Raw genomic sequence first — 13,847 nt, forward strand, 5'->3', positions numbered from 1 at the left:
AGACTTCTGGGAGTGTACTACGAACAGAATCAACCACTCATTCCCAGCCTGTCACAGCGGAATCCAGAGATTGTTAACACGATCTTAATAATCTCTTAACAGGTTCAATTTGAACCTAAACGGGCGAATTTTGGAGTCTTGGAACCGGGAATCTGCCCTAGGTACGCTAGTCTGTGACGGACTACGTCAGGAAAGCTAAAAATGAACAAGTGGTTTTTTCCAGTGCTGGTCAGCTTTGCGGTTACTCTAGCGGGTATCTCGGGTTGCAGTAGCACGACTACGACATCAACGACTTCGACCGACGAGAAAGACGGCAAGCCAGCCGCGACATCTGCGCTGAAGGGTGCGATCAAAATTGATGGCTCCAGCACGGTGTACAAGATCACGGCATCGGTCGCCGAGAAGTTCATGGACGCCAATCCAGATGTGGATGTGACCGTTGCGGTCAGCGGTACCGGCGGCGGATTCAAGAAGTTCATCGCCAAAGAAACGGACATTTCGAACGCTTCTAGGACAATCGAAGAAGATGAAATCGCCGACGCAAAGACTGCGGGTGTGGAATACGTCGAAGTTCCGATCGGATACGACGGATTGACCCTGGTCGTCAACAAGCAAAACGACTGGGTTGATCACTTGACCACAGCAGAACTCAAGAAGATTTTTGAAGAAGGATCAACCGTTAAGACTTGGAAGGACATCCGAGCGACATGGCCTGCCGAGCCGATCAAGCTCTATTCGCCAGGCACAGACTCCGGCACATTCGACTTCTTCACAGAAGTCATCACTGGAAAGAAAGGCAATATGCGTAAGGATGCCAGCTTCAGCGAAGATGACAACCAACTCGCAAAGGGTGTTGGCGGAGACAAGGGCGGCCTCGGATTCTTTGGAATCGCTTACTACGAAGCCAATATGGATACTTTGAAGGCTGTTCCAATTGATGCTGGTTCTGGTCCAGTCGAACCAAACTTCGACAACGTGCTTTCGCTGAAATATCAGCCGCTCAGCCGCCCAGAATTCATCTACATCAGCAAGACTGCTTTCGACCGACCAGAAGTCAAGGCGTTCGCCGAATTCTACATCGGAGCCGAAGGCCAAGCTACGGTGAAGGAAAGCGGTTATGTACCGTTTAAGTCGGAAACCTACACTCGAATCCAAAAGATGTTTGCTGATGGCAAAACCGGATCGCACTTCCAAGGAATGCGCGGCAAGCCAGTCGAAGATGTCTTGACAGCAGCCGGATATTAATTCGGTCAAAATCGAACCATGATTAGCCAGCAGGCGAAAGGCAAGTCGATTTCGCGGACCCGCTCTAACCGGGCGATCCGCGAGTCGTTCCTTTCCCTGCTGTGCCTTTTTGCCACCCTAGTTTCGGTGCTGACGACGGTAGGAATTGTTGTCGCACTGGCCTACGAAACGATCCAGTTCTTCACCCATGTTTCGTTCAGAGAATTCGTCACCGCCAAAGAGTGGACTCCGAATTTCCAGAATCCGCAGTACGGAATTTGGGCACTTCTGAACGGCACTTTAATGATCGCACTTGGCGCAAGCCTGATCGCATTACCAGCGGGTTTGGCGATCGCTATCTATCTCTCGGAATACGCAAAGCCAGGCGTCAAGGCTCTGATCAAGCCCGCGCTTGAACTCCTCGCCGGAATTCCGACCGTCGTTTACGGCTATTTCGGTCTTGCGGTGGTCACACCGTTTCTAAAGTCGATCAACCCAGCGTTTGAAACCTACAATGCCTTGTCAGGTGCTGTCGTGGTCGGAATCATGATCCTGCCACTCGTCGCTTCGTTGAGCGAGGACGCGCTCTCGAACGTTCCGTCTCGACTGCGAGAAGCCGCCTACGGATTGGGCGCGACCAAGGCCGAGGTCTCGACGACCGTGCTTCTTAAAGCGGGCTCAAGCGGAATCGTCGCGAGCTTCATTCTTGCAATCAGCCGGGCGATCGGCGAAACGATGGCCGTGACTCTCGCAGCAGGTCAGAACCCAACCGTAGCGTTCGATTTTTCCCGTGCGATCGGCACGATGACCGCGTACATCGTCAGCGTCAGTTCGGGCGACGTGCCACGCTCCGGCCCAAGATATGAGTCGCTTTTCGCGGTGGGCATGACGTTGTTCTTGATTACCCTGGCCAGCAACATTGCCTCCCAGGCAATCGTGAGGAGGATTCGCAAACACGATGTCGGTCAATAGTGGCTACGCCGTTCCGCAAGCCCGAAAGGTCAAGAATCTGATCTTTGCTGGGTTGTGTTTGGTGAGCGTGATGATGGGGGTCATCATCCTCTTCATCGTGCTGTACGGTGCGATGCACACTGGAATCACCCGGGTTTCTCCGGACTTTTTGGTGAAGCCGCCGAGCATGTCTAACCCCGACAAAGCGGGCGTCGGCCCTGCGCTTTGGGGATCGCTCTGGATCGTGGCACTGACACTGTTGTTTTCGGTGCCATTTGGGATCGCTGCAGCAATCTACCTAGAAGAGCTCACTCGCCCGAGCAAGTTCAAGAACTTTGTATTGGCCAACATCTCCAACCTGGCGGGCGTGCCATCGATCATCTACGGAATCTTGGGTTTGGCGGTATTTGTTCGCTGGCTCGGCATGGGGAATTCGATTCTGGCGGCGTCTCTCACCATGAGCTTGTTGGTCCTCCCAACAGTGATTTTGGTCACGCAAGAATCGCTGAGAATGGTCCCGCGGGCATACCGAGAAGCTTCACTAGCACTGGGCGCAACAAAGTGGCAAACACTATTCCGCCAAATTTTGCCCAACGCATTTCCAACCATTCTCACTGGCATCATCTTTTCCGCTTCGCGAGCCATTGGGGAAACCGCACCATTGATCGTCGTGGGTGCGGTGGCATTTATCCGCAGAGCTCCGCAGGACTTGAGCAGTAGCTTCACCGTCATGCCGCTTCAGATCTATAACTGGTCCAAAGAGCCGACTGCAGATTTCCAGCGAAACGCATCAGCAGCAATCGTGGTCCTGCTGGTCTCGCTGCTGACGCTCAATTTGATCGCAATCGTGCTCCGAAATAAGTACCGAAAGGTCTAAAACCCCCTATCAAGTTCGCGCGTTTTGCCGTAAGATAGAAGTTCTCCTGCACAATTTTCACCGGCGAGAATGGCAAGGAGGCCCACCTTTCGCCCATGTCAGCACCGTTCGAAATCCCGCATACCTGGGAGGAGCCCGAGGACCTGCATGCGTTTCTAGAAAAGATTCGCGAGCAGCAGCCGGATGCCAATTTGCGCAAGATTAGGTACGCGTATTACCTGGCAGAACAGGCACACAGCGGACAAACTCGCCTAACCGGCGAACCGTACATCACCCATCCCCTGGCCGTCGCGGACATCCTCGCAGATCTCAAAATGGATGAGGACTCGATCTGCGCTGCGCTGCTCCATGACACTCTTGAGGACAATATAGACTTCTCGCCTGAAAAGATCAAAATTCCGTTTGGAGAAGAAGTCCTGAACCTCGTCGAAGGGGTCACGAAACTAAAATTCAAAGCACCGGACGGCACCACAGAACGCCAGCGGAAGATGGCCGAAACGCATCGTGCTGCGGAAAGTCTCCGCAAGATGTTGTTGGCGATGGCCAAAGATATCCGTGTGATGGTGATCAAACTCGCGGATCGCCTCCACAACATGCGCACGCTCGATGGTCAACCGCAAGATAAGCGCATCCGCATCAGCAGCGAAACCCTCGATATCTACGCGCCCCTCGCGGCCCGGCTCGGAATCTGGCAGATGAAATGGCAGCTTGAAGATCTGGCCTTCAAGTACCTTCATCCCCATGAATACGCGGAGATTCAGCAGCTAGTCGCAAAGACTCGCACCGAGCGCGAAGAAGAGCTGCGTGAAGCGATCATCACCGTCAAAGAAGCGCTTATCAGCCGCGGCGTTAAGGTCGTCGAAGTCCAAGGTCGACCGAAGCACCTCTACAGCATTTTCAACAAAATCGTTAAGTACGGGTTCAAGTTCGAGGAGATTCTCGACCTCATCGCAATGCGGATCGTGGTGAACGACAAGGCCGATTGCTATGTGGCATTCGGCATCGTCAACGAACTTTGGACTCCGATGATGCAGCACTTTGCAGACTACATCGCCCGGCCAAAATCGAACGGCTACCAGAGCCTGCACATCAAGGTCATCGGACCACGAGGCGAGCCGCTCGAGATTCAAATTCGCACGAAGGCAATGCACGAAATCGCCGAGATGGGTGTGGCCGCGCATTATGCGTACAAGGAGGGCAAAGCCGGAGGAGATCAAGGCTTTAGTCAGCTTCGTCAGCAGCTCTTTGACTGGAGTACAGACACTCGCACGTCTTCCGACTTCTTGCGGAACCTTAGCTCCGAGGTGTTTAGCGAGCAAGTTTTCGTTTTCACTCCGAAAGGGGACGTTGTGGACCTGCCGGCAAACTCGACTCCGGTTGATTTTGCTTTTCGCGTACACACTAACCTTGGCCTGCGGCTGATTGGCAGCAAAGTCAACGGTGTGATCGCGCCCCTGAGCCACCGTTTGCAGAACGGCGATGTGGTCGAACTCATCACTCGCAACAACGCAACGCCGTCGATGGACTGGTTGGAATTTGTTCAGTCCGCTAGCGCAAAGAGCAAACTTCGAGGCTATTTCAGGTCCCAACTCCGCGAAGTGAGCGTAGCCCGAGGTAGAGAAGCGCTCGAGCGTGAACTCCGGAGCATCGGCATCGACCCGAAAGCAGTGCTTGGTGAACCGCTCAATATCGTCTCTGCGCAGATCAAAGATTGCAAAAACGGAGAAGATGTCTTCGCAAAAATTGGTGAGGGCCTGGCATCTGTTCAGAACGTGGTCACTAAACTCCGCGGCACGATTCCAAAAACCCCAACAAGCCATGTCCAGAAGTCTCGCGAGACAGGTGCGATGCACGTTGCTGGAGGGCTGGACAAGATCAGCATGCGGCGCGCGAAATGTTGCGACCCTGTTCCTGGAGAAGATGTCGTCGGTTACGTCACGCGTGGTCGGGGGGTGATGATCCACCGCACGGTGTGCTCAAACGCGCTCAATTATTCGCATACGGAAGCCGAGCGAATGATTCCGATGGTGTGGGAATCGGACGGCGAAAACGTGTACCGAGTGAACTTGCGCATTATCACGCTTGAGCGCACGGGACTTCTCGCCGAAGTTAGCATGTTGATGAGCGAATCCAAAGCGAACATTGTGGGTCTTCATGTTAAGCCGCTCAAGAACGGCACTTTTGAATGGGATGTTTCGATTGAAGTCCGCGATCTCGATCACCTCAACGCGACGATGAACAAAGTTGCGGGACTTCAGGACGTTTTCGGCATTTTGCGAGTTCACGGTCGGACGGGTGCAAAATGAGAGCCATCGTTACGCGCGTTCTACAGGCGCAGGTCTCGGTATCTGGTGAAGTCATCGGGCGGTGTGGCACAGGCCTGCTACTCCTGGTCGGGGTGCATCAATCCGACACTGCTGAGAATACATCAAAGCTCGCGCATCGGATCGCCAACATTCGGATCTTCAACGACTTCGACGGAAAGATGAACCTGTCACTCGGCGATTTGCCAGTGACCGACGAATCCCAAATCCTCGCGGTGAGCAACTTCACGGTTTATGGCGAAACTTCCAAGAATCGACGCCCGAGCTTTACAGAGTCGGCAAAGTACGATTACGGGAAAGAGCTCTTCGAGAAGTTCGTCGAGGAGCTAATGGCAGTCCACAAATTGAAGGTAGAGACCGGTGAGTTCGGCGCCGATATGCAGGTCAGCAGCATCAATGACGGCCCGGTCACGGTCATCGTTGAGGGTTAGAAAGTAAACTGGAATTTCATGTCGAATTACGTGCTGAGTGTGGGGTTAGAGGTTCATGCCGAATTGGAAACAAAGTCCAAAATGTTCTGCCGTTGCGCGGTGGCGTTTGGCGGGGAGCCCAATACGCGCGTTTGCCCGGTGTGTCTAGGCATGCCTGGTGCGCTTCCAGTGCCCAACCGAGAAGCCGTACTAATGGTTCTTCGCACGGCACTTGCGCTCAACTGCACCATCGCGAAAGATTCAATTTTCCATCGCAAAAACTACTTCTATCCAGACCTTTCAAAGGGTTATCAGATCAGCCAGTACGGCGATACAAACCCGATTGGTTACAACGGCTACCTCGATATTCCTTCAGCTGGCGGCTCCAAACGAATCAAGATTCGGCGGGTTCACCTCGAAGAAGACACTGGAAAACTCATGCACATTCCGGGTTCGGGTAGCGGCATTGATTACAATCGATCCGGAGTACCGCTAATGGAAATCGTCACCGATTTCCCGCCCGATGTTGACAACGCAGATGATGCCAAAGAGTATTTGGTTCAGTTGCGTCAGTTGCTCATTTTCTTGGGAGTTTGTAACGGCAAGATGGCCGAAGGCAGCATGCGCTGCGAGCCAAACATCAGCGTCCGATTGGAAGGCGCGGAAAAGTTCGGAACCAAGACTGAACTCAAGAATCTGAACAGCTTCCGCAGCGTTCAACTTGGCGTGGAATTTGAGCGACGTCGCCAGATTGCCGTGATCGAACAAGGTGGGCAAGTGCTCCAAGAGACTCGCGGCTGGAATGAAGGCAGCGAAGCGAGCTACGTCATGCGAATTAAGGAAAGCGAAAACGACTATCGCTATTTCCCCGATCCAGACCTGGTCCCGATGCACTTCAGCGACGAACTGATCGAAGAAGAGCGACGAAACCTGCCGGAGCTCCCTCTTGCTAAGCAGCAGCGATATCAGGCTGAGTTCGAACTTTCAGCATACGATGCTGGAGTTTTGGTTGCAGAAAAAGAGTGGGCCGAGTATTTCGAAACTTGCGTCAGGCTCGGCGGCGAGCCAAAGGCCGTTTGCAATTGGATGAATGGCGAGTTTGCTCGGATGCTGAATGAATCTGGACAAACCGTAAATCCGCATAGCGATCGAGAAAAATCGAAGGTCACACCAGAGATGATTTTGGAGCTGATCGGGCTGATTCAGAAAGGCACCATCAGCGGCAACATCGGTAAGCAAGTTTTTGTCGAAATGTTTGAAAAAGGTAGCAAGCCTGGTGATGTCGTGCAAGCCATGGGCTTGACTCAGATCAGCGATGATGGAGCGATTGAGAAGATTGTTCGAGAAGTCATCGCCGAAAATGCAGCAGTTGTCGAGAAATTTAAGGCCGGACAAGAGAACGTTTTCGGCTTTTTAGTGGGTCAATCTATGAAAAAGACCCAGGGAAGAGCAAATCCGCAGATGGTTCAGGAGATAATGCGGAATGTACTAGGAGAGCAATGAAAAATTGGTTATTTGGGATAGCTCTCGGACTGACGCTGGTGGCGACCGCCAGTGCGCAGTCTGCAGATGAGAGGGAACAGGACATCATGTTCGCTGCTCACGACGCCATGTCGGAGCAGGTTGATGTGTGGTTTCACGGCACCGATTTCCCTCGGTGTATCCAATTGCTGTATTTTCAGTACGAGATTGATCAGCACGACTACGAACTCGCAACGAACCTAGGTTGGTTGCTCGAAAGCACCGATCGCCACAACGAAGCGCTTGCGATCTATATTCGCTATCGAAAGGACAACTTAACTGATCCGGACGCTGCACTTCCTGAGGCCCAGTACTATTTCATGCGAAAGGCGTACGCCAAGGTTCCACCGTTGGTGGAGCCCGCATTAGCCAAGAATCCGCACCCAAACATGTACAGAATTCTGGCCCACAGCTATGAAAAGATGGGCATGCTGGGCGATTGCTTGAGAATTTGGAACAAGTACTTAGCATTGAATCCATCGGATCTCGCAGCCAAAAAGAATCGCGACCGCGTAAAGCAAAAACTCGAAGCAGCCTAATGCTCCCTTCAGAGTTGGGCGCATAATGCCTTCCGTACTTACGATTCGTGTCCAGCCGAGAGCATCCAGCAATCGTCTGTCTTGGAACGGCGAACTGCTCAAGGTGTACACAACAAGCCCGCCCGTCGACGGCGAGGCGAACGACGCCGTAATTCACGCGATAAGCAAGGCTTTTCACATCCCAAAATCGTCAATCCAGATAGACGCAGGGCACAAATCTCGCGACAAGCGGTTGCTCCTGGAATCTATTGAGCCGGATGCGTTGTTGCTGATTCTGAGTTCGCTGAGTGAATAGACCGACATGGTAGACGAAGTACATATCGCCATTATCGGCGTGGGAAACCTGGAGGTTGGCCCACCGCTGATGGCCACGATTGCCCAGTACTTCGGCGAACGACCCCTGGCGATTCGGCTCTATGACCCAAACCATGAGATTGCCGAGCTGATCGGGCTCTTGGCAAAAGCGCTCTTCAATGTCACCGATTCGGTACACATCCTCGGAGTTTTTGAAGATTATTGCGAGGCATTGGCTGGCGCGCACGGAGTCATTTTCTGCCCAGACTATCCAGGGGAAGAGTTGTGGACCAAGCACCACCCCGATTTCCCCGAGAAGAAGGGTTTTGCCGATGCGGTTCTGAGTCAGGCAAACGACGCAGTGAGCGTGATCAACTTGACGGACGATTACGATGACATGCGAATGCGAGAATGGGGACCGTGGCCCGGATTCTTGGAAGAGGACGCTCTAGACGAGATGCCGCACCAGATTTTGCGCTGGATTCATGACGATGATTCGCCTCATGAACTGCTAGATGCCAACAAAATTTCACCTTTTCGCGAATGGATCGAAGAAATCTGTGTCAATTTGGCATCGGACTAACGTATAGTCTAACGTCATGAAGCGTGGACTACTCCTCGTTGCGGCCATCGCCGCGATTTTTGTTGCTGGTTGTGACTCGAGCACTCCACCATCTGAAAAAGGTGGTGCAGGCGGAGCAGGTGGCCGAAGTGCTGCCCCAACCGATATCAAAGTAGCCTCCGACGGCGTCGTTCGCGACGCCGCCGGAAAGGCCTACTGTGTCGTGATGCACCAACCAGTGGTTGGCGACGAGAAGGAATATCCGTTTGCCGAGAAGGATGGTGTCAAGTACATCTTCTGCTGCCAATCATGCCCAGGCATGTTCAAGAAGGATCCTTCAAAGTACGCGATCGCCAAGAACTAACTGGCGCTACATCGTTCCATACAATCGGTCGCCAAAATCTCCAAGGCCCGGAACGATGTATTTCATGATATTCAACTCGCGGTCCAACGCCGCCGTATAAACTTCCACCTCTGGATGGTCGTTCTGGAGAGTTTCCACTCCGTCCGGGGCTGAAATCACGCTCACCATCACAATTTTGTCCGCGCCGGATTCCTTGAGCAGCGTTATCGCTTGGGATGCGCTGCCACCGGTCGCCAGCATCGGGTCGAGGCATAGTGTGAATTTTCCTTTGAGCACCGGAAGCTTGCAGTAGTAACTGTGTGCAACGGCTGTCCGCTCGTTTCGCTCAAGGCCGATATAGCCGACCGCGACGTCCGGGAAAATCTCCAAAGCGGGTTCGAGCATGCTAAGCCCCGCCCGAAGTACCGGAACGACGGCCAAACCTTGACCAAGGCTGGCATCGGTCATTTCTTCAAGCGGTGTCCGCACCTTTCGCTCGGTCAGTTTCATCGACCGAGTCGCTTCCAAAATCAAAATTGTACTGAGCGTCCTCGCCGCAATTCGGAATCTTTGAGGCTCACATTCCACATCGCGAAGGGTGGTGAGAAGGTGCCTAGCAAGCGGATGATCCACGACGTGAAGTGCCATAGAATCATTGTGACAAGATTCGGGCAATTTTAGCCATTTGGAGAAATGCCGAGTTCGCCATTTCGGGTAACTTACAGGCGCACTCTATGGCGCTGGCTGGCATCATCATGGCGGCGGGGCAAGGTACCCGCATGAAGTCCGAAACCCCAAAGGTTTTGCACCTGGTTTGCGGGCTTCCGATGGTGGAGCACGTGGGCCGAGCGATGCAAAAAGCAGGGGTAAATCGGCCCGTCGTGATCGTGGGTCATGGCGCAGAAAAGGTCAAAGAATCGCTGGATTCTCATACCTACGCATTCGCCACGCAATCCGAACAACTCGGAACCGGGCATGCGGTCCTCATGGCCAAAGAAGCGCTGGCTTCGTATGAAGGATGCGTCCTTGTCGCCCCTGGCGACACACCGCTGTTGGATGGCGAGGCGCTTTCGTCGCTGGTAGCAAAGCACAGAGAAACCGGCGCATTGTGCACGGTTGCCGCCTTTCGCCTGTCCGATCCAACAGGTTACGGCCGGGTGATCACCGACGCGATGGGGCGCCCTCTTAGAATCGTCGAGCAGAAAGATTGCAGCACCGAAGAAGCCAAGGTGAACTTGGTTAATTCAAGCGTTTATTGTTTTGACTCGAAGACGCTTTTTGCGCTCTTGCCAAGATTGGGCACAGCGAACGCTCAGGGCGAGTACTACCTTACCGATGTACTCAGCGAAATCGTCAAGATGGGGGGGGTGATAGCCGTTGTTGAGTATTCCGATCCCGACCTTTTTATGGGCGTCAATGACCGATGGAGCCTTGCTCAAGCGGGAAAAATCTTCCAGACCAGAATCCTCCGCCACCACGCTTTGAATGGCGTGACCATCGTTGACCCGAGCACGACTTTTATCGAAGCCGATGTGAAGATCGGACAAGATACCGTGATTGAGCCGATGACCTCGCTCGCAGGTGCCACAACGATCGGTGCCAATTGCGTGATCGGGCCGCAAACCAAGATTCAATCGAGTCAGATCGGTGACAATGTCGAAGTGCTCATGAGTTATTTGAAGGCGGCTTCGATGGCGGACGGCAGCCGATGCGGACCGTTTGCACACCTCCGACCTGGCGCGCAGCTCGGCGAACGAGTAAAAATTGGCAACTTTGTCGAGGTGAAGAAGAGCATCATTGGCGATGGCGCACAAGTCAACCATCTCTCATACATCGGCGATGCGACAATCGGCACAAAAACGAATATCGGTGCCGGAACCATCACCTGCAATTACGACGGCTTTAGAAAGCACGAAACGACTATCGGCTCTTATTGCTTCGTCGGCTCAAATTCTACATTGGTCGCTCCGGTAACACTCCAGGATGGGGTGTTCATTGCGGCTGGAAGTGTCATAACGAAGGATGTGAGCGCAGATGCGCTCGCACTGGGGCGAGCACAACAAGTGGAGAAAACAGAATGGGCCAAGCGGTGGCGGGAGAAAAATCAATCTTGAATGAGCCGGCTGATTTAAGCGGGATGAAACTGTTTGTGGGCAACGCAAACCCGGAACTCGGGCAGCGCGTAGCCGACTACCTCGGCATCGATGTCGGTGCGATGACCATCACCCAGTTCAGTGATGGTGAAATTCGCGTGATGATCGAAGAAAGTGCCCGCGGGAACGACGTCTTCATTCTTCAACCGACCTGCGAACCAGCAAACGACAATTTGATGGAGTTGCTGATCATGCTGGATGCCTTCCGGCGCGCAAGTGCAAGTCGCATCACTGTTGTCATGCCGTACTACGGCTATGCTCGGCAAGATAAGAAAATCAAGCCGCGCGAGCCGATCACAGCGAGGCTTTGCGCGGATCTGATCACCCAAGCAGGCGCGATGCGAGTCGTCGCGGTGGACCTCCACGCCGAGCAAATTCAAGGATTCTTCGATATCCCGGTGGATCACCTCTACGCTGGCCCGATCCTTGGCGAATTTTTGATTAACGAAGGATTCGCCAACGACGAAAACACGGTCGTGGTGTCCCCTGATGTGGGCGGCGTGCCGCGAGCCAGGAGCCTTGCTGAAATGCTCAAGGCGAGCCTGGCAATCATTGCAAAGCGGCGTCCGGAACCTAACAAGGTGGATATCGTGGAGATTATCGGTGATGTCAGTGGCAAGCGTTGCGTGATGATTGACGACATGATCGACACCGGAGGCAGTGTGATTCATGGTGCAGAGGCACTCATGAAGCGCGGGGCCACCGAGGTTGTCGTGTGTGCCACTCATGCCGTGTTTAGCGGAAACGCCAGCCAGAGACTACAGGACAGCGTCGTAAACCGCGTTGTGGTGACAGACACGCTGCCGATTTCCAAGCAAAGGATGTTCCCTAAGCTGACGATCTTGCCGTGCGCACCACTTTTGGGTGAGGCAATTCGGCGAATTCACATGAATGAGTCGGTGAGCACGCTGTTCAAGCAGTGGAGATAACCGAGGAAATCAGGTGGTCGGTCCGACTCGGGGATTCTGATCCAAGAAAGCGGTACATCGTGCTCTTGGTAGCATGCTTTGCCGGAATTGTTGGATCGATTATTCCCGGACTCGGATTCATCTACGGCCTCATCGGGTTTGCACTCGTGATTGTGAGCAGCGCAGAGCTGTTCTTTCCAATCCACTATGCGGTGACAAACAAAAAGATTGAGAGCCGATGTTTGCTGTCTATTTCGTCCATGGAGTGGACGCAAATCAAGCGAACTTTTGAGGACTCGGATGGCGTAAAGCTATCACCATTCGAGAAATCGCACCGAATGGAACCATTTCGCGGGGTTTATATTCGTTTTGCCAACAATCGAGAGCTGGTTTTGGCTAAAATTCGCGAACAACTAGACGATGTCAAGAGAACTCTGGAAGGAGGAACTGACGGAGGAGGAAGTGGTCACGTTGACGACGAAAATCGCTCACGAGATCACGAAGCGGCGCCTTGAAGTGCCCGCCATCCTTGCTCTGGAGATGCAGAAGCCGGTCGCGAATGTGACCGCGCACTTTGCGTTGGCAACGATTGGATTTGTCGCGCCCTTTATTGGGTTCGATCTTTTCAACGACCTGACACGTCTGCTTGCTAAACGGGATAATATCGAACGCCTGCTCACGGAGATTGAGAAACAAGCTGCGGAGAGGGATCGATCACCGAAGTCGCTCGGAGAGGAGATGACAAGTTAAATGCAATATTACGATACAGGTTGGATAAGCATCGTGTTCACCATCATGTTGGTGGGCTTTGTGCTCTATAACATCCAGCGCGCGAAGAAGACGAGCGGTAGCTTGTACATTCGCCGAATTCCCGGATTGAACGCAATCGACGAGGCAATTGGCCGCGCAACAGAAATGGGCCGCCCAGTTCTGATGGTTCCCGGCCTCGGCCCGCTCAACGCGGTTTCGATTCAAGCGCTCAACATTTTTGCTCACGTCACTGGAACTGCCGCGAGATTCGGAACACCGATCCGATTGTGCTGCGGAAACGCTCCGGTCTACACGGTTGCTCAAGAAATTATCAGCGACGTGTACACCCGCGAAGGTTATCCTGACCGGTTCCATTCGGATTCGGTGCAGTTCCTTTCGGACCGCCAATTTGCATTCGCGACCGCTGTTTCTGGAATGATTCACCGCGAAAAGGTCGCAGCCGCGTTCTTACTTGGTGAGTTCTTTGCAGAATCTCTAATCTTTGCCGAAACCGCGAACAGCGTTGGAGCGATTCAGGTTGCTGGATCGGTGCAGAACACCCAAACACCATTCTTTATTGCCGCCTGCGACTACGTTTTGATTTCCGACGAATTCTACGCCGCGTCGGCGTACTTGAGCCGAGAACCGGTGCTGGTCGGATCGCTCGTTGGCCAAGACTGGATCAAGGTAGCGATGATGGCGTCAGTTGTTCTAGGTTCGGCGATGAACTCATTCGAACTCAGCGCTGTAAAGCAAAAAGAGGAAAAGGTCGTTGAGATGGTTCCTCTTAAGGTCGATCCAGGGATGTCTGCTGGCACCGCGCGAAAGGAAACGGTGACTCAGCTGACTGAGCCTCGAACAAAGAGAGCTGATGAATTGACCACGTACAGGATTTTCACTCCTGAAGCTCCACCAAAGCCAACGCGCCAAGAGCGACCACCGAAGGAAGAGGAAGCAGCACCAGCTGAAGGAGGTAGCGTTTAATGTTGAA

The 13,847-nt window shown here is 53.3% G+C and carries 15 protein-coding genes; 14 read left to right on the top strand and 1 reads right to left on the bottom strand.

Annotation, left to right across the window (positions count from 1 at the left end; genetic code table 11):
* Positions 1-201: 201 nt before the first annotated feature.
* The 10 genes from J0L72_02560 (at position 202) to J0L72_02605 (ending at position 9,066) form a co-directional block, all read left to right on the top strand.
* The gene (locus J0L72_02560; protein MBN8689656.1) at positions 202-1,245 is read left to right on the top strand and encodes a PstS family phosphate ABC transporter substrate-binding protein; all 1,044 of its coding nucleotides are present in this window, start codon (positions 202-204) and stop codon (positions 1,243-1,245) included.
* An 18-nt stretch (positions 1,246-1,263) separates the two neighbouring features.
* Positions 1,264-2,196, top strand: a complete 933-nt coding sequence (gene pstC, locus J0L72_02565) for a phosphate ABC transporter permease subunit PstC (protein ID MBN8689657.1) — start codon at positions 1,264-1,266, stop codon at positions 2,194-2,196.
* Positions 2,183-3,052: a phosphate ABC transporter permease PstA gene (gene pstA / locus J0L72_02570; GenBank protein ID MBN8689658.1), complete on the top strand. Its 870-nt coding sequence runs from the start codon at positions 2,183-2,185 to the stop codon at positions 3,050-3,052. Before pstC ends, pstA begins: the two co-directional genes overlap by 14 nt.
* A gap of 95 nt (positions 3,053-3,147) precedes the next feature.
* Entirely contained in the window at positions 3,148-5,358 is a 2,211-nt protein-coding gene (locus J0L72_02575; GenBank protein MBN8689659.1) for a bifunctional (p)ppGpp synthetase/guanosine-3',5'-bis(diphosphate) 3'-pyrophosphohydrolase, read from the top strand.
* Positions 5,355-5,807: a D-tyrosyl-tRNA(Tyr) deacylase gene (locus tag J0L72_02580; GenBank protein ID MBN8689660.1), complete on the top strand. Its 453-nt coding sequence runs from the start codon at positions 5,355-5,357 to the stop codon at positions 5,805-5,807. The genes J0L72_02575 and J0L72_02580 overlap by 4 nt, the downstream gene beginning before the upstream one ends.
* A gap of 18 nt (positions 5,808-5,825) precedes the next feature.
* Positions 5,826-7,289, top strand: a complete 1,464-nt coding sequence (gene gatB / locus J0L72_02585; protein MBN8689661.1) for an Asp-tRNA(Asn)/Glu-tRNA(Gln) amidotransferase subunit GatB — start codon at positions 5,826-5,828, stop codon at positions 7,287-7,289.
* Entirely contained in the window at positions 7,286-7,846 is a 561-nt protein-coding gene (locus J0L72_02590; GenBank protein MBN8689662.1) for a hypothetical protein, read from the top strand. The genes gatB and J0L72_02590 overlap by 4 nt, the downstream gene beginning before the upstream one ends.
* A gap of 25 nt (positions 7,847-7,871) precedes the next feature.
* A complete protein-coding gene (locus J0L72_02595; GenBank protein MBN8689663.1) occupies positions 7,872-8,141 on the top strand; it encodes a DUF167 domain-containing protein in 270 nt (89 codons plus the stop codon).
* Between the two features lie 6 nt (positions 8,142-8,147).
* The gene (locus J0L72_02600) at positions 8,148-8,723 is read left to right on the top strand and encodes a hypothetical protein (GenBank protein ID MBN8689664.1); all 576 of its coding nucleotides are present in this window, start codon (positions 8,148-8,150) and stop codon (positions 8,721-8,723) included.
* A 205-nt stretch (positions 8,724-8,928) separates the two neighbouring features.
* Positions 8,929-9,066, top strand: coding sequence for a cation-transporting ATPase (locus J0L72_02605; protein ID MBN8689665.1), 138 nt, complete (start codon positions 8,929-8,931; stop codon positions 9,064-9,066).
* A 6-nt stretch (positions 9,067-9,072) separates the two neighbouring features.
* On the opposite strand, the gene upp is transcribed toward J0L72_02605, so the two are convergent.
* Positions 9,073-9,693 carry a uracil phosphoribosyltransferase gene (upp, locus tag J0L72_02610; GenBank protein MBN8689666.1) on the bottom strand — a complete coding sequence of 207 codons (621 nt, stop codon included), beginning with the start codon at positions 9,691-9,693 and terminating at the stop codon, positions 9,073-9,075.
* Between the two features lie 86 nt (positions 9,694-9,779).
* Here upp and glmU point away from each other — a divergent pair, with 86 nt between their 5' ends.
* The 4 genes from glmU to J0L72_02630 all read left to right on the top strand — a co-directional run bounded on the left by glmU (position 9,780) and on the right by J0L72_02630 (position 13,840).
* Positions 9,780-11,159: a bifunctional UDP-N-acetylglucosamine diphosphorylase/glucosamine-1-phosphate N-acetyltransferase GlmU gene (gene glmU, locus J0L72_02615; protein ID MBN8689667.1), complete on the top strand. Its 1,380-nt coding sequence runs from the start codon at positions 9,780-9,782 to the stop codon at positions 11,157-11,159.
* Positions 11,123-12,127 carry a ribose-phosphate pyrophosphokinase gene (locus tag J0L72_02620; protein ID MBN8689668.1) on the top strand — a complete coding sequence of 335 codons (1,005 nt, stop codon included), beginning with the start codon at positions 11,123-11,125 and terminating at the stop codon, positions 12,125-12,127. The genes glmU and J0L72_02620 overlap by 37 nt, the downstream gene beginning before the upstream one ends.
* A 399-nt stretch (positions 12,128-12,526) precedes the next feature.
* A complete protein-coding gene (locus J0L72_02625) occupies positions 12,527-12,856 on the top strand; it encodes a hypothetical protein (protein MBN8689669.1) in 330 nt (109 codons plus the stop codon).
* Positions 12,857-13,840 (top strand): hypothetical protein, encoded by a 984-nt coding sequence (locus tag J0L72_02630; protein MBN8689670.1) that lies wholly within the window; start codon positions 12,857-12,859, stop codon positions 13,838-13,840. It abuts the gene before it with no gap.
* Positions 13,841-13,847 lie beyond the last annotated feature (7 nt).

The organism is Armatimonadota bacterium (assembly GCA_017303935.1).
In the GTDB taxonomy this organism is placed as follows: Bacteria; Armatimonadota; Fimbriimonadia; order Fimbriimonadales; family Fimbriimonadaceae; genus JAFLBD01.

Bases quoted from the DNA above. Each gene is read 5' to 3' on its own strand.
- J0L72_02630 (MBN8689670.1), top strand. From the start codon at position 12,857: ATGCAATATTACGATACAGGTTGGATAAGCATCGTGTTCACCATCATG.
- J0L72_02580 (MBN8689660.1), top strand. From the start codon at position 5,355: ATGAGAGCCATCGTTACGCGCGTTCTACAGGCGCAGGTCTCGGTATCT.
- J0L72_02560 (MBN8689656.1), top strand. From the start codon at position 202: ATGAACAAGTGGTTTTTTCCAGTGCTGGTCAGCTTTGCGGTTACTCTA.
- pstC (MBN8689657.1), top strand. From the start codon at position 1,264: ATGATTAGCCAGCAGGCGAAAGGCAAGTCGATTTCGCGGACCCGCTCT.
- gatB (MBN8689661.1), top strand. From the start codon at position 5,826: ATGTCGAATTACGTGCTGAGTGTGGGGTTAGAGGTTCATGCCGAATTG.
- upp (MBN8689666.1), bottom strand. From the start codon at position 9,693: ATGGCACTTCACGTCGTGGATCATCCGCTTGCTAGGCACCTTCTCACC.
- J0L72_02620 (MBN8689668.1), top strand. From the start codon at position 11,123: ATGGGCCAAGCGGTGGCGGGAGAAAAATCAATCTTGAATGAGCCGGCT.
- pstA (MBN8689658.1), top strand. From the start codon at position 2,183: ATGTCGGTCAATAGTGGCTACGCCGTTCCGCAAGCCCGAAAGGTCAAG.
- J0L72_02600 (MBN8689664.1), top strand. From the start codon at position 8,148: ATGGTAGACGAAGTACATATCGCCATTATCGGCGTGGGAAACCTGGAG.
- J0L72_02575 (MBN8689659.1), top strand. From the start codon at position 3,148: ATGTCAGCACCGTTCGAAATCCCGCATACCTGGGAGGAGCCCGAGGAC.
- J0L72_02590 (MBN8689662.1), top strand. From the start codon at position 7,286: ATGAAAAATTGGTTATTTGGGATAGCTCTCGGACTGACGCTGGTGGCG.
- J0L72_02595 (MBN8689663.1), top strand. From the start codon at position 7,872: ATGCCTTCCGTACTTACGATTCGTGTCCAGCCGAGAGCATCCAGCAAT.
- J0L72_02605 (MBN8689665.1), top strand. From the start codon at position 8,929: ATGCACCAACCAGTGGTTGGCGACGAGAAGGAATATCCGTTTGCCGAG.
- glmU (MBN8689667.1), top strand. From the start codon at position 9,780: ATGGCGCTGGCTGGCATCATCATGGCGGCGGGGCAAGGTACCCGCATG.
- J0L72_02625 (MBN8689669.1), top strand. From the start codon at position 12,527: ATGTCAAGAGAACTCTGGAAGGAGGAACTGACGGAGGAGGAAGTGGTC.